Annotated in this window: 16 protein-coding genes; 5 read left to right on the forward strand and 11 right to left on the reverse strand. The window is 43.8% G+C overall.

The genetic code is table 11. The annotated features are described in order from the left end of the window. Nucleotides 1–147 precede the first annotated feature (147 nt). Nucleotides 148–486 carry a P-II family nitrogen regulator gene (locus tag P255_RS07435; protein WP_004900836.1) on the forward strand — a complete coding sequence of 113 codons (339 nt, stop codon included), beginning with the start codon at nt 148–150 and terminating at the stop codon, nt 484–486. Between the two features lie 196 nt (nt 487–682). Then, the gene (locus P255_RS07440) at nt 683–1279 is read left to right on the forward strand and encodes a GNAT family N-acetyltransferase (RefSeq protein WP_004900834.1); all 597 of its coding nucleotides are present in this window, start codon (nt 683–685) and stop codon (nt 1277–1279) included. 177 nt (nt 1280–1456) lie between these two features. Here P255_RS07440 and P255_RS07445 read toward each other — a convergent pair whose 3' ends face one another. The 11 genes from P255_RS07445 to P255_RS07495 form a co-directional block, all read right to left on the reverse strand. Next, on the reverse strand, nt 1457–2002 hold the full coding sequence (locus P255_RS07445) for a GNAT family N-acetyltransferase (RefSeq protein ID WP_004900832.1): 546 nt from the start codon (nt 2000–2002) through the stop codon (nt 1457–1459). A gap of 20 nt (nt 2003–2022) precedes the next feature. Continuing rightward, entirely contained in the window at nt 2023–2601 is a 579-nt protein-coding gene (locus P255_RS07450; protein ID WP_004900830.1) for a helix-turn-helix domain-containing protein, read from the reverse strand. Nucleotides 2602–3093: 492 nt separating this feature from the next. Beyond that, a complete protein-coding gene (locus P255_RS07455) occupies nt 3094–4224 on the reverse strand; it encodes an aminomethyl transferase family protein (protein ID WP_004900828.1) in 1131 nt (376 codons plus the stop codon). Between the two features lie 52 nt (nt 4225–4276). Then, nucleotides 4277–5290, reverse strand: coding sequence for a heme-dependent oxidative N-demethylase family protein (locus P255_RS07460; protein WP_004900825.1), 1014 nt, complete (start codon nt 5288–5290; stop codon nt 4277–4279). 10 nt (nt 5291–5300) lie between these two features. Beyond that, nucleotides 5301–6242, reverse strand: a complete 942-nt coding sequence (locus P255_RS07465; RefSeq protein WP_004900823.1) for a PDR/VanB family oxidoreductase — start codon at nt 6240–6242, stop codon at nt 5301–5303. Continuing rightward, complete coding sequence (locus P255_RS07470; RefSeq protein ID WP_004900822.1) at nt 6230–6739, reverse strand: dimethylamine monooxygenase subunit DmmA family protein; 510 nt, start codon at nt 6737–6739, stop codon at nt 6230–6232. The genes P255_RS07465 and P255_RS07470 overlap by 13 nt, the downstream gene beginning before the upstream one ends. A 739-nt stretch (nt 6740–7478) precedes the next feature. After that, nucleotides 7479–8846 carry a trimethylamine monooxygenase gene (locus P255_RS07475; protein WP_004900819.1) on the reverse strand — a complete coding sequence of 456 codons (1368 nt, stop codon included), beginning with the start codon at nt 8844–8846 and terminating at the stop codon, nt 7479–7481. A gap of 402 nt (nt 8847–9248) precedes the next feature. Beyond that, a complete protein-coding gene (locus P255_RS07480; RefSeq protein ID WP_035365107.1) occupies nt 9249–9746 on the reverse strand; it encodes a cytochrome b in 498 nt (165 codons plus the stop codon). Nucleotides 9747–9866: 120 nt separating this feature from the next. After that, the gene (locus tag P255_RS07485; RefSeq protein WP_004900814.1) at nt 9867–10640 is read right to left on the reverse strand and encodes a PAS domain-containing protein; all 774 of its coding nucleotides are present in this window, start codon (nt 10638–10640) and stop codon (nt 9867–9869) included. 7 nt (nt 10641–10647) lie between these two features. Next, nucleotides 10648–11328, reverse strand: a complete 681-nt coding sequence (locus tag P255_RS07490) for a response regulator (protein WP_004900812.1) — start codon at nt 11326–11328, stop codon at nt 10648–10650. Nucleotides 11329–11340: 12 nt separating this feature from the next. Further along, nucleotides 11341–12516, reverse strand: coding sequence for a sensor histidine kinase (locus P255_RS07495; protein ID WP_004900810.1), 1176 nt, complete (start codon nt 12514–12516; stop codon nt 11341–11343). Nucleotides 12517–12752: 236 nt separating this feature from the next. On the opposite strand from P255_RS07495, the gene P255_RS07500 reads away from it, so the two are divergent. The 3 genes from P255_RS07500 to P255_RS07510 all read left to right on the forward strand — a co-directional run bounded on the left by P255_RS07500 (nt 12753) and on the right by P255_RS07510 (nt 18169). Beyond that, nucleotides 12753–15095 carry a DUF1989 domain-containing protein gene (locus P255_RS07500; RefSeq protein WP_004900807.1) on the forward strand — a complete coding sequence of 781 codons (2343 nt, stop codon included), beginning with the start codon at nt 12753–12755 and terminating at the stop codon, nt 15093–15095. 109 nt (nt 15096–15204) lie between these two features. Beyond that, nucleotides 15205–16521: an ammonium transporter gene (locus P255_RS07505; protein ID WP_004900804.1), complete on the forward strand. Its 1317-nt coding sequence runs from the start codon at nt 15205–15207 to the stop codon at nt 16519–16521. Between the two features lie 331 nt (nt 16522–16852). Then, a complete protein-coding gene (locus tag P255_RS07510; RefSeq protein ID WP_004900801.1) occupies nt 16853–18169 on the forward strand; it encodes an ammonium transporter in 1317 nt (438 codons plus the stop codon). The last annotated feature ends 55 nt before the right edge of the window (nt 18170–18224 follow it).

Here is an 18224-nt window from a genome sequence, read left to right on the forward strand (position 1 = left end):
TTAACACTGTAAGTATTTAAGATATAAAGCATTTACCTTCAATATCTCGGTTAAAAAATTTTATCGTACTCAGATAAAGTGCAACAACAACGATCTAAGCATACATATCAATGATTCAGCTTTCTTTTACTTTAAGAGGATCGAACAATGAAACTGATTACTGCAATTATAAAACCGTTCAAACTTGATGATGTGCGTGAAGCACTCGCAGCGATTGGCGTACAAGGGATTACCGTGACTGAAGTCAAAGGTGCGGGGCGACAAAAAGGACATACCGAAATGTACCGCGGTGCAGAGTATGTGGTGGATTTCCTACCCAAAGTTAAAATCGAAATTGCACTCGACAATTCAACACTTGACCAAGCCATTGAAGCGATTAGTAAAGCTGCCGCAACAGGCAAGATTGGTGATGGCAAAATTTTTGTATCCCATCTGGAACAGATAATTCGGATTCGTACAGGCGAAACTGGCGTGGATGCCTTATAGATTTGCACTTGCATTGCCGAGTCAGACTGGTTTTACTGTTTTATATGTTTTTCTCATAGTGAAAGGCTTCTTTTATCCATATTTATCTTAGTTGGTATTTATCTCATCAGAGAAAATAACGTGGGGCAATAAAAGAAGCCTGCTCAATTCCTATTTTGGCATATTTAAATTTTCTGGCTTTATTGAGTATAAAAAAATGAACTGGTTAGCTGCTGCACCAACCCTTGAGCAGGGCAACATTCGCCTTGAACCACTGAGCATCGAACATTTGCAAGGTCTGATTACCGCCACACAAGATGGTGAACTGTGGAATATTCGCGTCACCTCTGCTCCACATCCCGATCAGGTTGCAGCCTATATCGAACACGCCTTGCAACAGCGTGAACAGCAACAACGCCAAGCCTTTGCGATCATTAACACGCAAACAGGCAAAGTACTTGGAACAAGCAGTTATCACGATATTGTGCCAAATATTCGACGTCTTGAAATTGGTTATACATGGTATGCCGCTTCAGCGCAGAGAACCCATGTGAATACCACCTGTAAATTTCTGCTGCTACGTCATGCTTTTGAAGATTTGGGCGCGCAGCTCGTGGGCTTTCGTACAGATAATTTCAATTACCGCAGCCAACGGGCAATTGAGCGTTTAGGCGCAAAAAAAGATGGTGTTTTGCGCCATCATCAACCGCGTAAAGATGGCACAGTGCGTGATACCGTCATGTATAGTATTCGCGCTGGAGAATGGACAGAAATCAAAGCACATTTGCAGGATTTATTGCAGAAAGCGTATTAACAATTTTGGGTATCAAAAAATGCCTCTGATACCTTATGTTGAAGCAATAAACTCACTATAAAGATGCCTTAATCCTCTTGCAAAGAGTTCCTCATCCCAAAGAGGATAAGGAACTTTTAATCATAATTTGACTGATGAAAAATATCTCAACCTGCTTTCTCAGGTTTCTATTCCATGTTAAATATCATCTTTCGGGTTTAATGGTGTTGGCAGAGTCAACTGGTAAAACGCCGCATCTAGCCAGCGCCCGAACTTAAAACCGACTTGTGGGAATGTCCCCGAATGTTCAAAACCTAAACGTTGATGCAAGGCGATGCTCGCCTGATTATTGGCATCAATACAACCAATCAGCACATGTACCTGTCCATGTTGTTTTGCGCGTTCAATCAGGGCTTGCAACAACAGTTTTCCCAAACCGCGCCCACGCTCTTCATGATGAATATAAATACTGTGTTCAACCGTATATTTATACGCAGGGAATGCACGGAAACTGCCCCAACTGGCAAAGCCGAGTAACTTACCTTCAATATCGGCTGCACCAATCACAGGAAAACCATGTTCACGTTTAGAAGCAAACCAAGTTTGAATCTGTTCCAAACTGCGCAGTTTATAATCATACAACGCTGTTGAGTTTAAAATCGCTTCATTAAAAATGTCTAAAATAGCTTGGGCATGCTCAGCTTCATTACATTCAATGAGTTGAATATTTTCACTTCTGTACATTACTTGTATTCCTATTGTCATTACATTTCACATACTGCGACCAAGTAACGTGCTTGATTGGCTGTGAAATTTTGAAAAACGATGGGTTGGTTCAGTTGAATCGACAGGCAATCACCTTGTTGCAAGGTATAGCTCTGCTCACCACAGTGAATTTGCATTTCACCTTCTAACAGCCAAATCTGTTGATAAACTTTGACCTCACGTGGTACAAAGTCATAAGAAACCTGCGTATGTGCAGGAAAAGTAATTTCAGCCAGTTGCATCGGTGATGCCACACTCACAGGCGACAAATTACGTCGTAAATAACCCGATGCAGGATCACGCCATTGTTTCTGTTGCTCATAACGCAATAACGGTTGTGACTCACTGGTTGTTGCATCGAAGACAAATAGACTCGCCAATGAAACATCCAAAGCGGCAGCAAGTTTTTCAAGAATCACTGCCGTAGGACTGGTTGCAGCACGTTCAATCAGGGAAATACTGGAGCGACTAACTCCACTTCGTGCCGCCAACTGATCGAGCGAATAGCCTTTGGCAAGACGTAGTTCACGAATATGCTGGGCGATATGCTGATTAATATCAGGTTGTTGTTCGCTCATACCCCTCCTCTTTATATTCAATATATTAGAATATAAATTTAATATATTAGAATTTAAAAAGCAGATGCAAGCAAATTTTGTATAGTTTTAATTTTGAAGTGCTTGTTAATGTCTTTAAAATGCTTAGGCTATTTAAATCACTAATAAACATCCATAAAAAAATCCTGCTAGATGCAGGATTTTGATATGAAAAATTAGAATTAGCCCGAATTTAATATAAAATTTATAGACATAATAAGATATGTAGAAACGTCAGTTGCATGTCCGAGGTCAGGACTACATTTTTAAAATATAGTTTTTCAATATATTAACACAATGATGGTCTTTGACCGAGTTTGCAACTGACAAATGGTTTTGCCTACTTTTCCCGAAAGAAAAGTAGGTCTAGCTGAAGGCTATTGCTGAAATATGAGTCAAACTAATAAGACTCTGTCATCATAGTTTATTTATTTTCAATATATTTAGGAAAAACGATCACCTAACTTAGATAAATTAACCTTTTGCTGTTCTTTTCAGTTTTTGTGGATCATCAAACGGTAAAGTATGCGTGATCGCATTGACTTCCAAACTGCCTTTAACCTGAATCTCGCGTCCTTGTACCGCATACGGGACATCAACACGGGCTAAAGCCACTGACTTCTTGCTGAGTGGTGAATACATACCACAAGTAATCACCCCGATTTGCGTATCGCCATCCCACAAGGTATCACCCATTTGCGCAGCTTGCTCACCTTCAAGCATCACCCCAAAAATCTTGATGCGCTCTTTACCTTGCAAGCGTTTATGTTCATAGCCACCGCGAAACTCACCCTTACTCGGTGAAACGGTAAAGTCAAGCCCAAGTTCCCATAAGCTATCGCCTGACTTGTCATTTTTAAATGGAAAATACTCAGAGTTATCATAAGGATAAAATAGCAAATAACTTTCAACCCGCAACCAGTCCAAGGTTACAAATGAACATGGAATAATGCCATACTTCCCACCTTTGTCTAAAATCGTATCCCAAATCAGCGGCGCATCCATTGCCTTGCAGAAAATTTCATAGCCACGCTCGCCCGTATAGCCTGTACGTGAAATCATCACGGGGCAACCAAACAGTTTGGTCTGAATATGGTGAAAATACGGCAAGTTGCGAATATCAGGGATATATTCCGCTAGAAAATCCACTGCCAATGGCCCTTGTAATGATAAATCATGCAAGTCATCATCAAACAGCACCGCGACTTGGCGACCTGTTGCTGAACGGGTCAGCATTTCCAGGCCAATCCCAGTGCCGTGTACCACCATAAAGGCATTCGGCCCTGTACGGTAAATCACGCAGTCATCAACAAATTTTCCTTCTTCATTGAGCATAGTGGCATACACCGACTTGCCTGGATAAAGCTTGGAAATGTCGCGTGAAGTGGCATATTCAAGCAAACTTTCTGCATGAGGCCCCACATAATGCACTTTTTTCAAGCCTGAAACGTCCATCAAACCTGCTTTGGTTCGAATCGCCAGATAATGCTCGGCAGTATCGCTGGCATAGGTCCATGCCGTACCCATACCATTCCAGTCTTCTAAATTTGAGCCAAGCTGGCGGTGACGTTCTGCCAGTGCTGAAATACGCCATAAATTTGCCATAAGTACTTTTCCTTCATTTTGTATCAATATCAATTCATTGTTAAATCGTGGTTTATTCTTGGTCGAACTGACTCAGCCACTGCACCAACGGTTCGCGGTAACGAGTAATGCCTTTGTAATCGGCAATCGACTCAGGCAAATCCCGAATCACCCGATGCAGGCGTTTTGCCCATGCGGGATTGGTGACCAGATCATTCAGGCTAATCAGATAAGTGCGGATGCTAAATAACAGCGCGTTGCTGCGTGCAAGGCGTGGCATCATTTGCAGCTCAACCCGTAAATGCACCAACTCACCTGCATTGTCCTTGGTCACTAAACCACGCTCATGCCCCCACAAGTGGTAAGTTTCCGAAGAGGTGTCCATACGCGGGTTAATGGTCATGGTCCAGTTGAGACGGCGATACGGATTCCCGACCTGAATGTTGAGCAAAAATTTCAGCGCCCGTTCAAACACACCTGCGTCATGTGCCAGTTTCGGTACGGGCGCATGCCACTGTTTAAAGCTCATGCCTGCATCAAAGTTCAGTGACCAGTCCGCAGGCCCTGTAATCATGCCTGCATCCATAAACAGATCGCCTTCACGCTGATCTAGCAAGGCAATATCTCCTTGCAACTGGCGTGAGATAAACTCAAATGCGGGTAGCGGCAGGCTTGAGTCATCACCAAACTGAAAATGCACATCGATATTCATCGGGCGGTTGATCCAGTGCCACGCCTTGCCCTGCCGTTCCAAGTGAAAATGTTCAGGATAATCTGCCGACAAATGCAACATTGCCATTTCCAGAAAATCCCACGCTGCCTGTTGCATATGTGGCAACACAATGCAGCGTTTCGGGTCATTTTTCAGGGTCAAGGCACGCTCATTCACCTCGGTCAGGTAATGCTCGTCAATGTCAAACCAGTGTTCAAAGATCGTTCCTGGTTTAGATAATGCAGGCTCGATATTCACCGAATACATGTAACTGTCTTCAGGAAACGGAAATGGAAAACGTGCAATGGCTTTGGCACTGTTGTGATAATGAAACTGATCACGCATATTTTCCACGGGGTTAAATTGTACGGTCATGGCAGTTCTCCTATAGCTCAAGCTCAATACGACAGCCCTGTTTGCCTCGTGACACGCATGGCATCAACAATTGCTCACGTTCCTGTGGGTTTAAATAATGGTCATGATGCTCAACATCACCTGTATATTGGGTCGCACACTGTCCGCACACGCCACCACGACATAAACTGGTCACGGGAATCTCGTGTTTTTCCAAGGCTTCAAGCAGGCTGTAATCACTCGGAACTTCGATTTCCTGTTGGCTTTGAGTGAGATAGGCTGTAAATGCTGCACCTGCCGCAGGCGCTGCAAAAGCTTCGGCATGAACGCGCTGCTTTGACCAGCCCAATGTTTGCGCTGCATCTTGTACCGCCTGAGTCAGACGTTCTGGGCCACAGACATAAACATGGCTGTTTAAACTTTGTTGCTGCAACAACTGCATCACATCCAAACGGCGCGCAGTTTTTGCAGAATAAATATGCACCTGCTCAGGAAATAACTCGGTCAACAGTGTTTCATAGGCATTACTGATTTGATCGCGGCAGGCGTAGTGCAGCTCAAAAGCTTGACCTGTATGCATCAGCTCGCGGATATGTGCCAAAAATGGCGTGATCCCGATGCCACCCGCAATAAACACATGCTTGTGTGCCTGTGAATGCAGGGCAAATAAATTCAACGGCGCGGAGATATTCAACACATCGCCAATCATGACCTGTTCATGTAAAAAGCGAGAGCCTCCACGCGAGTCATCTTGCAGGCGCACCGCGATTTTGTAGTAATCATCGTGTGCGGGGTCATTGGTCAGTGAATAGGCATTACGCAATATCCGATCTGGCAAAGGTAACTGCACCACCACATGGCTGCCAGAAGAAAATGCAGGTAAAGGCTGATCCAGCGCCTCTAAAGTAAATTCACGAATCAATGGTGTGACTTGCTGAATATCGCGCACACGCACAGGAATTAATATAGACATACGCCCTCCGCTTGCATCGGTTGATCAGGGTTGGCACATACCCCCATATACGCACCCAAACGCTCGGAAAAATGAGTGCGAATCAGCAAATACACACCGCAATGCTCGCAACTGCAAAATTCTTCGGCAGTCGTGGTTTGTGTTTCACCGCAATGTACGCAGTAAACTTTTTTGAGTTCAGGCTGGGTTCGTACCTGTTGGATTTCATCTTTCATCAAGCCTTGTGCCATCAAGCTTTGCGTGACTTGCCATAAAAAGATTTCATCGCCACACAGCACCACATGTAGGCCTGCATGTGCCTGTTGCAACTGGGCTGTGAGTTCATCTGAAAATGCCTCTGAAGTTGCAAGCAATGTCGGAAATGCTGCAAACTGTTCAGCCAGATGCCGTGCTTCTAATGTATTGGCTTGCTGTAAAATCAACAGATATTGCCCGTGTACAGGTTTGAGTTCCTGTGCCTGCCGATAACTCGGAGTGCTTTGCATTACCTCTTGCATGGCAGTTACTCCAGTAAATAAATTAATATAATCAAATATTTAAATTATTTAATTCATTCAATCAATTCCCTTTAAAACATACCTCTAAGGGGGTAATGCAAGTTCGTGGAGTTTTAAAAAGCAAAAAGCCAGTCAATTTGATGACTGGCTTTGAAAGAGTTTAATACTTTTAAGATTTTTATAAATGATGTCGATGATTTGAAAGGCTTAAGATCAAAGACTGCTCATAGCGGAGTCTTACCTTTTATAATCCTATGATTGGAGCTCATCCGTTCTTTTGTTTTGGCAAAAGAACCAAAACCATTTGTCATCCACAAAACCTGTTCAATATCCGCATCTATTTAATTACATCGCAAAAACAATATATTATATAAACCACGCAGGTTGTGGATGACGTTCTGCACAAGCAAATATCAAGGATAATTACATACAACGAATTAGTTTTTACCAATTAACTTGAGTCAATATCAAATTGATAAAAACAATAAGATACATGGAAACGTCAGTTGCATGTCTGAGGTCAGGAGTATATTTAAAAAATGCTGTTTTTCAATACATTAAAACAGTGATGGTATTTGACCGAGTTTGCGACTGACAGATGGTTTTGCCTACTTTTCCCAAAAGAAAAGTAGGTCGAACCGAAGGTTGATGCTGAAATATGAGTCAAATACATCATACTCCATCATCACTATGCAATAACTTTCAATATCCTAAGCATAAGTTTACAGAGACACTTAACCTACCCCACTTTTTTCTGCGGCACTTCTGGCGTATCTGTCAGGTAAGCTTCAAGCGAATCATCAAGGGCATCCAGCCACGGCGTATGATGCGGTGCTGCCAACGTGCCTGTAATCGCTGAACGATAAATATGATCACGGAAAGTCATGATGTCTTCTTTTTTATGTTTTTTCCATTCAAGGAAAATTAAACGCATGGCTTCAATATCAAAAGTTGGATAATCGGTGGCTTCTATCAGCTCCAGAATATAATCGCCCTGAAACTTATACATTTGTGCAGCGTCAGTCAGGGTCTTTTCCTCTTCATGCCATGCTAAAGTATGTGCCTGCATTTCTGATAAACTAGGCAAAGCCATACGGTTTAAAATAATATCGCGCACATACCATGCCTGCGCATCAAACATATTGAAGGTATACCATTGGTCTTGCATGCCCAAATAAAACAGTTTCGGATTTTTTTCCCAAACTACGCCTTTATACAAACCCAGTGGATACAATCGGTTATCGGTTTTCAAACGAATGGACTCTGCCATAAACGGGAAATGATGCAGATAACCTGTACATAAAATAATGGCATCAACTTCGGCACTTGTACCATCAGCAAAATAAGCATGCGTTTGATCTACACGTAATAATTTCTGACGTTCTGACCAGTTTTTTGGCCATTTATAACCCATCGGGCTATTACGGTAACAACTAATAATCTGTTTTGCGCCATATTTGTAGCATTGTGAACCGATGTCTTCGGCAGAATAGCTACTGCCCACGACCAATACGGTTTTATCTTTAAATTCCAAAGCATCTCTAAAGTCATGTGCATGTAAGATGCGCCCGCCAAAACTTTTGAAACCTTCATATTCTGGGACTTTTGGCGTTGAAAAGTGCCCGCTGGCGACCACGACATAATCAAAGATTTCGGTATACACTACATCTTGATTATGGTCATGCACACTCACTGCAAACTGCTGAGTCTGTTCATTAAACTCAATATGACGCACGGCACTGTTAAAACGTACATAACGGCGTACATTGGCTTTTTCGACTCGCCCTTTAATATAATCCCAAAGCACTGCACGTGGAGGATATGAGCCAATCGGTTTGCCAAAGTGTTCATCAAAACTATAATCAGCAAACTCCAGAGCTTCTTTCGGGCCATTTGACCACAGGTAACGGTACATACTGCCATGCACAGGTTCACCATTTTCATCGATCCCTGTGCGCCATGTATAGTTCCATAGCCCCCCCCAATCTGCCTGTTTTTCAAAACAAACGATTTCAGGAATATCTGCGCCTTTGGCTTGAGCAGACTGAAATGCTCTTAATTGCGCCATCCCACTTGGCCCTGCACCTATAATTGCAACTCGCGTCATAGCTTTATCCCCATGTGATTTTATTAAAAGAGTTAAAGTGTAGAAACACTATGCAATTAACATAGGACGAAGTCTGTGATCGTGAAATTCCTAAGATGGAGTAACACAAATGGGATACCGTGAAATAACGCTTAAATTTTGCAATAAAAAACCTGTCTAAAAAGACAGGTTCAATCAAAAAATTTGCGCCATTGCAATGCCAATCAGTTGCTGACTGGACTCACGTGAAGCAACATCAACAACACTTTTGCTCACCTCAAGCCCAGCTTCACTGAGTATTTTGGCTGTGGCTTGAACATTGTCGAGTTTTAAATCAGCAAGTACGATATGTTTACCTGTACTGAGACGTCGGGCAAATGAATTTGATTAATCCAAACATTGCTCATCAACAAAACAGGCCCGTTATATCATCGACTTAAGAACATTATCTTTCACAATAAAGTGATGAAATAAAGCTGCACAGGCATGCAATCCGACAAGTGAAACAAATACGTTCCCCAACACTTGATGAATATCACCTAAATAAAAATCACCATATAAACTTTCAATGACATATACATTTTGCCCCAATAGTGAATAACTATCCGCAATACTCGACAAGGCAAGATATCCTGAAACAGGCACAATCATGAGCAACGCATATAAAAGCACTTTGACTGTTTTAAATAGAAAATTTTGTAGTTTATTGATGATTTCATTTTTTGGAAAATCTTTATGTAACAGTAGGAAAGCGATACATCGCAAACAAAATAAAACAAATACAGTTCCGCCAGAAAGAAGATGAATTGTTCCAAGTTGAGGGTCTTTTAATGGGTTCCCACTGGTAATATAAGCTGTCGCAACAGCAATCAAGGTAATCCAGTGAATAGCCATCATAGTTCTAGGATATTTTTTAATCATGGTGATTTCTTAAATGCAACATTTGTAGTTGGATTAAATCACGGGCAATATCCGAATAACATTCGCTTTAATAAAAAATACACAAATTAAAGGCATATCAGCTTAATTCTTAAGGGTTTCTTAGGATTGAACTGGTTGTGAACGCCAAATAATTCCCTCAACTGCCAAAATCATATCGCTCTCTGAGTAAACGCCCCAACCAATGTCCTGTACCCACACCACACGCTCTCCATCGGGCAATATTCGATAGATCACATTGAATAACTCTTTCTGATTCAGTGCATCTTGTACCGCAGACCACACTGAAGGTGCATCTTCAGGGTGAATCATTTGTCCATAACGTGGCGTATTGAGTAATTCTGCAGGTGTATAGCCTGTCACATCGAAACAGCCATCACTGATGTATTCCATGGTCCAGTCAAAATCATTGCGGGAACGGTACAACATCATCGGCAAACGCTTGATCAGGTCATTGAGACTACGCTGCTGTGCCGATTGTAGATATTGTCGTTTAATTTTTTCAGTCTGATCAGACAAAAGCAGACACCAGAAATGCTGCTGACTATCGGGCTGACTCAGCAAATAATTTGCCGAGAGCTCAAACCAGCGTAAGTTTTGCTGGGCATCCATCAGGCGGATGCGACAGCTTTGAGTCAACTGTGACGAGCTGAGCAGGCTTTTGAGTTGATAAACATCTTCGGGGTACAGCCATTCGGTCAAACCCTGCCCATCAGTGTGGCTAAATTGCTGCCAGATGATATTACTTTTATAGATATTCAGGTACTGATCAACAATCAGGACTACTTCGGCAAAACAGTCAAATACAGGCGACCAATACGTTTGTAGTAGTTGCAACGGATAAACTTGGGCGGGACGACGAAACAGTTTCAGCATAGTCACCTCAGCTCCGCAATGATTTGAGATGTTGATGCGCCCACACCGACAACTCCAAACGTGAATGTACATTCAGTTTGCGCAGCAGGCTTTTGACGTAGACTTTGACCGTACCATCACTAATGCCGAGTTCACGCGCGATCAGTTTATTGTTCAGCCCTTTCGCAATCAGCAACAAGGTTTCTTTTTCTCTTGCGGTCATATCCGCGAGATCTTGCTGTTCTTGCTGATCGATTTCCCAAGATTCAGTTTCACTGAGCTGAGGCTGCACACGGCGCACTTGTCGCGCCAGAATATTTACACCTTGCCCATGTAAAATGATCTGTCCATCCAAGACATCATGCAGCTTTTGTAAAATCACTTCAGGCAATGTGTCTTTGGGCAAAAAACCATTTGCTCCCAGTTGAATCGCATCAATCACCACCTGCTCATCTTCACAAGCCGTTAAAATAATCACTTTTAACTCCTGATCACTCTGGCGAATATGCTTTAAAATCTCCAAACCTGACTCATTTGGCATTTGCAGATCGAGCAGTAGCACATCGGGATATTGCTCGGGTAAATCCTGCAAAAAATCTGCACCTGACGCATATTCGGCAAGTACAACATAGCCTTGTTCCTGCCGAATAATATCGGCAACACCACGGCGAAATAGTGCATGATCATCGACAATACTGACTTTACACATGGGCATATTCCTCTAATGTTGTTCTAAATGCAGTATGACGCAGGTGCCTTGCGGTGAATTGGCAACAAAACGTAGTTCTGCACCAATGCGTTCCGCCCGCTCCTGCATGATTTCCAGACCAAAACTGTCACTGCGTTTGTTCTTTAACTGAATGCCACGTCCGTTGTCGCAAATACAGATTTGCAATGCTCCTGAAACCAGATATTCAATGCGTACCTGCGCGCTTGAAGCATGTGAATGTCGCACGACATTGCTCAGGCTTTCCCGAATAATGTAGAGCAGCTGCATGGCATATTTGGCACTGACGTTCAGATGTGCTACACGATTGTCCAGTTCAAAGGAAATGCTGGACTGATGTGCAAATTCATCCATGACTTTTTTTAGTGCCGAAGCAAAATCCAGTTCTTGATAGGCCAAACGTGAAGCCGTGATCAATTCACGCGTTTGCTGATAGGCATAATGGGTATAACTGGCAAGATCTTCACTCAGTGGTAACAGTGCGCTATAACTCGGCTGATTTTTACACAGGCTATGCAGTTGTGCCGACTTCAGGCGTAAAAAACCCAGTACCTGTGCAATACTGTCATGCAGTTCTGCAGCAAATTCACGGCGCTCTTTGAGTAAAATTGCCTGCCGTTTTTGTTGCTGTTCTATCCAGTACTGAAAGCCTTGTTGCAAGGCATCGTCAAGTTGTTGTAAATGCGGCTGGAGGCTGCTTTCTATCGCATTGGTCTGTTGTACATACAAACGCCACACCACCATTTCTTGTCCAAGTAACAACAAGCGCGCCTGATGGTTCTGAATCTGTAGCAAATTCTCAACTTGCGACTGTGCATAGTAGGTCTGATTTAACAGCACAGACTGGATCTGGTTTAAATCTTGTCGTTCAAGTTGTGTACTTTGGGCATGGTAAATAAAACATTCCTGTGTAAATGGATAGCACAACACAAAGCACAGTTTTGGTACATGTTGCATTGCAAAAGTGCTGTCGAGTTGTTGTTGCAGATCATGCAATAGCTCAGGCAATTGTTCATTAGGCTGCTCAACACGGGCAATATTCAACATCAGTCTGAGCAATATCACCTCAAATTGTGCGGCCAAAAGCTGCTGTTGCAGCGAGGTTTCTGCTACATCTACACCGATTCGACGCTTTTGCCATACCTGCGACAAAGACTGCCAAACTTTCATGGTCGTTCCGTATCGTATTGCCCAATCCACTGCATTTTTGCCCCATTTTATTCTTCATAGTTATAAATTTTGAGCATTATTCATGCCAAAATCCGTTTTTACCTCATTGTGAGTAATCATTCTGGGCAATTGTGATCTGTTTTTGAACTGGCGATATTGAAACTCATCCAGGCATGACAACAGGCAAATGAGCGTGTGGTGATGCAAGTGAGGACAACAGCGCAAAGGCAATGCATATGGGCAATTTATCACAGCATCTTTCAGTCGAAACTGAGCAGTTTTTTCATTTACAAGCAGCTCTGCAACAGGTTCAGTTACGGGTTGATCCACAATCAGCAGCAATATTTGAACTCGACGCTCAAGATGACTTAGAACTGAATCTTCCAGCAGGTCAAGGCATAGAAATCTTGGTGCGAAATGCACAAGGTAAAATCCAGTTACCCTTACTGCAACTGGTCAGCCCAAATGGCATTATCAGCATTGGAACAGCAGTACAAACGCTTGAACAACTTGTGCAACAAGACAGCGTTGCTCAGCGTCTTGAATACCAGTTACAAAAATTCAAGATTGCTCAAACTGATTTAGACGTGGTGCTACGTGTTCAGCACACTGAGCACGTTCGTTTTCATGCGCCTGAACCCCTTTCCGTGATTGTGCTCAATACAGGCAAAAATATGCAGGTCGATCAGCAGGATGCCATCGACGAAGTTCAAGTGATGATTCATAAAGCCAAAGCCCAAACTGAATACTTACCTGCACCACTGGCACAACCGATTCAGGAGATCCGTATCAGTAAAGCCAGTGCCAAAACCTATCGCGTGAAAGCGGGACAATGGATTCAGATTATTGATGTTTCGGGAAAGCAGTGCTCGGACTTTTTAGCGTTTGATGCCAACGCACTGGCTCAAGGTCAGGAAATTGGGCTGGATGCGGTAGCAACACGCACAGTACTGGGTCACAGCACCCCAAGCCCAGGCATTCACTCACGCTTTTATGGCACAGACATGCAAGCCTTAGTCGAAGTAGTTCAAGACACTGTGGGACGACATGACATGTTCCTGACGGCATGTAGCCCGAAATTTTATGAAGACAGTGGCTACTTTGGGCATCTCTCTTGTACTGACAACTTTAACCGTATTTTAAATCCACTCGGCTTGACTCCTAAAGCCGCATGGCCAGCCATTAATTTTTTCTACAACACTCAAGTTGAATCCTGCGGCAGCATCAGCATGGACGAACCGTGGTCACGTGCGGGCGACTATATTTTACTGCGCGCCCACAAAGACCTGCTCTGTGCATCATCCGCCTGCCCCGACGACATTGACCCATCCAACGGTTGGGTTCCCAGCGACATTCATGTGCGAATTTATGCCGAATCCGAGCAATTCCTACGTTCCCAACTGTACCGTACCCATCCTGAGGAGATGCCCCGCATGACCAAACAAAGTGGCTTTCATTCGCGTATTGCTGCCCTGACTTCGCACCTCGTTGAATATCATGGTTATTGGGTGGCTGATGAATATCATGGTTGGGGCGCAAAAGCCGAATATCTGGCGTGTCGTGAACGTGTCGCGATGATTGACCTTACCGCTTTACGCAAATTTGAAATTACAGGCCCAGATGCTGAAAGTTTCTTGCAATACATGCTCACTCGCAATGTCCGCAAACTGGCGATTGGTGAAATTGTCTATTCTGCGATTTGCCTTGAAACAGGCGGCATGCTGGATGACGGCACGATTTTCCGTTTGGGCGAAAACAACTTTCGCTGGGTCTGTGGCGATGAATACACAGGTACATGGCTGAAACAAAAAGCCCAGCAACTCGGATATCGGGTCAGTATTCGACATTCTTCAGATCAAATTCACAATGTTGCCGTTCAAGGGCCAAAAAGCCGTGAACTGCTCAAACAACTGATCTGGACACCTGAACATCAACCCAACCTCGAACAACTGGCATGGTTCCATTTCACGCTCGGACGCTTAGGCAATGCCCAAGGCATTCCCGTCATGGTGTCACGCACAGGTTATACAGGTGAGCTGGGCTTTGAAGTGTGGTGTCATCCGACTCATGCTGAACAGGTTTGGGATGCGATCTGGTCGGCTGGACAAGCCTTTGAGATTGCACCAATGGGTTTTGCCGCACTGGATATGCTCCGAATCGAAGCCGGTCTGATTTTTGCACAACATGAATTTGATGCACAGACCAATCCATTTGAAGCAGGTATTGGTTTTACCGTTCCCTTAAAAAGTAAAGAAGAAGACTTCTTGGGTAAACAGGCGATGCAAAATCAGACCGCGCAAAGTCGACATAAATTGGTGGGCTTAATCTTGGAACAAAATGAAGCTGCCGAACACGGCGATCTGATTTATGTCGACCGCTACCCTGTTGGTGTCGTCACCAGCGCCACGAATTCACCTTTACTGAAAAAGCAGATTGCGCTGTGTCGGGTTGCTCCGCAATACGCCAGTGCAGAGACCACTTTAGAGGTTGGCAAACTCGATGGGCAAAAGAAACGCCTGAAAGCCAAAGTGGTCAATTTACCGTTTTACGATCCTGAGCGCACACGAGTTCGCGCCTAAGTTTTTTAATTCTCCTGATTGCCGAGTGTGAACTGGGCAATCTGCAAAAAATGGATGTTTTGTTTCGGCAAAACGCAACGTATTGTGATCATTACACGAGGAGAGAAATATGAATATTCGTTCTATTTCGAGCTTAGTATTGGGTTGTTTATTGTTGTCGCCACACTTTGCACAGGCAGCAGAAACAGCAACATTGAACCAAACATCGACCTCATGGGTCATGACATCGATTGTCTTTGTCATGATTATGTTTATTCCAGGGTTGGCTTTGTTTTATGGCGGCATGCTGCGCAGTAAAAACGTACTGTCGATCTGTACCCAGTTTTTTGCTTTTGCAGGCATTATCGGGCTGATGTGGATTACCCATATTTACAGCATGATTGTCGATACCACAGGCATGCATGATGGTACGTTTAATCTTGCCAGTTTTGTCGGTGGTTTCGACAAAGCCTTTATGCATGGTGTTACCGATCAGTCGTTAATGGGCGATATTCCTGAATATGTGACCTCAGTCTTTGGCATGACTTTCGCCATGATCACCCCTGCGATTGTGGTCGGTGGCTATGCAGAGCGTATGAAGTTTAGTGCAATGGTCATTTTTGTGATTTTATGGACAACGATTGTTTATGCACCTATGGCACACATGGTCTGGGGCGGTGTCGGTTCTGCCATGCACAACTGGGGTGTACTGGATTTTGCAGGCGGGACAGCCGTACATATCAATTCAGGCATTGCTGCACTGGTTGGTGCGATGATCATTGGACGTCGTAAAGACTGGAAAACCCAAAATATTGCCCCACACAACTTGGTCTACACCTTCATTGGTGCGGGTTTACTCTGGGCAGGCTGGTTTGGTTTCAATGTCGGTTCGGCACTGGCAGCCAATGCAAGTGCTGGCTTAATCATGATGAATACCCAAGTTGCAGCTTGTGCAGGCATTGTAGGCTGGATGATCATTGAAAAAGTTCTCGATCGACACACCACGTCTTTAGGACTTGCTTCTGGCGCAATTGCGGGCTTGGTCGGTATTACTCCAGCAGCCGCTTATGTTGGCGTATTTGGCGCAGCAGCAATCGGATTGATTACAGGCATGGTCTGCTTCTATGCGGTTACTCGTCTTAAAAATGTGCTCAACATTGATGACTCACTTGATGTCTTTGCTTTACACGGCATTGGCGGCATGGTCGGTGGAATTTTGACTGGTATTTTTGCCTCACCATTATTGGGTGGCAATATCACGGGTCTTGATTTTGGTACACAGTTTATTGCGCAAGTGATTGGGATTATCGTGACTGTCGTCTATAGCGCAGTCTGCACATGGGGCATTTTCAAAGTGATCGAACTGACTGTCGGCCTACGTGTTTCACATGAAGAAGAGGAAAAAGGTCTCGATCTAAGCGATCATAACGAACGCGCTTACAACTAAACATTTTAAATACTTTCCCAATCGGGCAGAAGTACAGCTTCTGCCCGATTTTTTGCGCCAATTGATTGCAATTCCCTACAATTTAAACGTGTTTATGCACATTTTTTGTTCACAATACATCTCTGTTTCTTCATCGCGATAAGATTATCTATTAAAAACAAACCTTTGATTTATCAATCGTTATATTAAATTCACTTTTCATAAAATTTGGTACAAGAATTGCTTATAACTAAAATGAAATTAATATTCTCTAAAAGAATATTAGAAAAACCACATATTTGAATTTTTAAAATCGCATCTTCGCCTAATTTTTTGCATACAGGAAGGATCTATGATTTCCCGTTCTCTGGTTAAATTGGCTTTGGGGAGCCTGCTATTTACCCCTGTCTACGCATTTGCTGCCGATGCACCCTTCGATGCTGCATCTACGGTTTGGGTCATGATCTCTGCCATTTTGGTACTGATCATGTTTATTCCAGGCTTGGCACTATTTTATGGTGGCATGATTCGCGCTAAAAATATCCTGTCGATTTTTTCGCAATTCTTTGCCATCGCTGCTGTTGTCGGGATTTTATGGGTGAGTTTTGTATATAGCTTGGTTGCCGATACCACAGGTATGACTGAAGGCTCGCTGAATTTGTACAGTTTTGTTGGTGGCTTAAGCAAAGCTTTTATGCATGGAATTAGCGAGAAAACACTCATCGCAGGTGTACCCGAATATGTTATCGCTGTATTTGGGATGACCTTCGCCATGATTACACCTGCCATTGCTGTAGGTGGCTACGCTGAACGCATGAAATTCAGCGCTGTGGTTTTATTTGGGGCATTTTGGCTGATCTTAGTTTATGGACCATTGGCACACATGGTCTGGGGTGGTGCAGGTGCAATCATGCACAACTGGGGCGTACTCGACTTTGCAGGCGGTACAGCCGTACATATCAATTCGGGCGTTGCTGCACTGGTTGGAGCACTGATTTTAGGTAAGCGTAAAGGTTGGCCAACCGCGTCTATGCCGCCACATAACTTGGTTTTTACCATGATTGGCGCAGCACTGCTTTGGGCTGGTTGGTTCGGGTTTAATGTTGGCTCGGCACTGGCAGCCAATACAACAGCAGGCTTGGTTCTCATGACCACCATGATTGCAACTTGCGGCGGGATTGTCGGCTGGATGTTGATTGAAAAAGCCATGACAGGTCATGTTACTTCTTTAGGCCTCGCCTCTGGTGCTATTGCAGGTCTGGTTGGTATTACACCTGCGGCAGCTTATGTGGGCGTGTTCGGCGCAATTGCTATCGGTCTCATCACCAGCGTTTGCTGTTTCTTTGCAGTGACAGGTCTAAAACGCAAATTTGGTTTTGACGATGCTCTTGATGTCTTTGCCTTACACGGGATTGGCGGTATGGTTGGTGGCGTTTTGACAGGTATTTTCGCTGCACCAGCTTTAGGCGGTAACATTGCCAATTTGGTTATTGGCTCTCAAGTTGTTATCCAGCTCATGGGAATCGGTTTGACAGTGGTGTACTGTGGTTTCTTCACATGGTTAATTCTGACTGTCATTGATAAAACCATCGGCTTACGCGTCAGCACCGAACAAGAACAGCAAGGCCTGGATGTGAGCGATCATAATGAAAAAGCCTATAATCCTTAATTGCTTATTGTAATCGGCTATGCCACACTCAAGCCAACATCCGCAGTTGAACACT

The organism is Acinetobacter brisouii CIP 110357 (assembly GCF_000488275.1).
Classification (GTDB): Bacteria; Pseudomonadota; Gammaproteobacteria; order Pseudomonadales; family Moraxellaceae; genus Acinetobacter; species Acinetobacter brisouii.

What these genes read in the sequence shown, in the direction of transcription:
- P255_RS07435 (WP_004900836.1), top strand. Translation starts at nt 148, where the DNA reads ATGAAACTGATTACTGCAATTATAAAACCGTTCAAACTTGATGATGTG.
- P255_RS07440 (WP_004900834.1), top strand. Translation starts at nt 683, where the DNA reads ATGAACTGGTTAGCTGCTGCACCAACCCTTGAGCAGGGCAACATTCGC.
- P255_RS07445 (WP_004900832.1), bottom strand. Translation starts at nt 2,002, where the DNA reads ATGTACAGAAGTGAAAATATTCAACTCATTGAATGTAATGAAGCTGAG.
- P255_RS07450 (WP_004900830.1), bottom strand. Translation starts at nt 2,601, where the DNA reads ATGAGCGAACAACAACCTGATATTAATCAGCATATCGCCCAGCATATT.
- P255_RS07455 (WP_004900828.1), bottom strand. Translation starts at nt 4,224, where the DNA reads ATGGCAAATTTATGGCGTATTTCAGCACTGGCAGAACGTCACCGCCAG.
- P255_RS07460 (WP_004900825.1), bottom strand. Translation starts at nt 5,290, where the DNA reads ATGACCGTACAATTTAACCCCGTGGAAAATATGCGTGATCAGTTTCAT.
- P255_RS07465 (WP_004900823.1), bottom strand. Translation starts at nt 6,242, where the DNA reads ATGTCTATATTAATTCCTGTGCGTGTGCGCGATATTCAGCAAGTCACA.
- P255_RS07470 (WP_004900822.1), bottom strand. Translation starts at nt 6,739, where the DNA reads ATGCAAGAGGTAATGCAAAGCACTCCGAGTTATCGGCAGGCACAGGAA.
- P255_RS07475 (WP_004900819.1), bottom strand. Translation starts at nt 8,846, where the DNA reads ATGACGCGAGTTGCAATTATAGGTGCAGGGCCAAGTGGGATGGCGCAA.
- P255_RS07480 (WP_035365107.1), bottom strand. Translation starts at nt 9,746, where the DNA reads ATGATTAAAAAATATCCTAGAACTATGATGGCTATTCACTGGATTACC.
- P255_RS07485 (WP_004900814.1), bottom strand. Translation starts at nt 10,640, where the DNA reads ATGCTGAAACTGTTTCGTCGTCCCGCCCAAGTTTATCCGTTGCAACTA.
- P255_RS07490 (WP_004900812.1), bottom strand. Translation starts at nt 11,328, where the DNA reads ATGTGTAAAGTCAGTATTGTCGATGATCATGCACTATTTCGCCGTGGT.
- P255_RS07495 (WP_004900810.1), bottom strand. Translation starts at nt 12,516, where the DNA reads ATGAAAGTTTGGCAGTCTTTGTCGCAGGTATGGCAAAAGCGTCGAATC.
- P255_RS07500 (WP_004900807.1), top strand. Translation starts at nt 12,753, where the DNA reads ATGGGCAATTTATCACAGCATCTTTCAGTCGAAACTGAGCAGTTTTTT.
- P255_RS07505 (WP_004900804.1), top strand. Translation starts at nt 15,205, where the DNA reads ATGAATATTCGTTCTATTTCGAGCTTAGTATTGGGTTGTTTATTGTTG.
- P255_RS07510 (WP_004900801.1), top strand. Translation starts at nt 16,853, where the DNA reads ATGATTTCCCGTTCTCTGGTTAAATTGGCTTTGGGGAGCCTGCTATTT.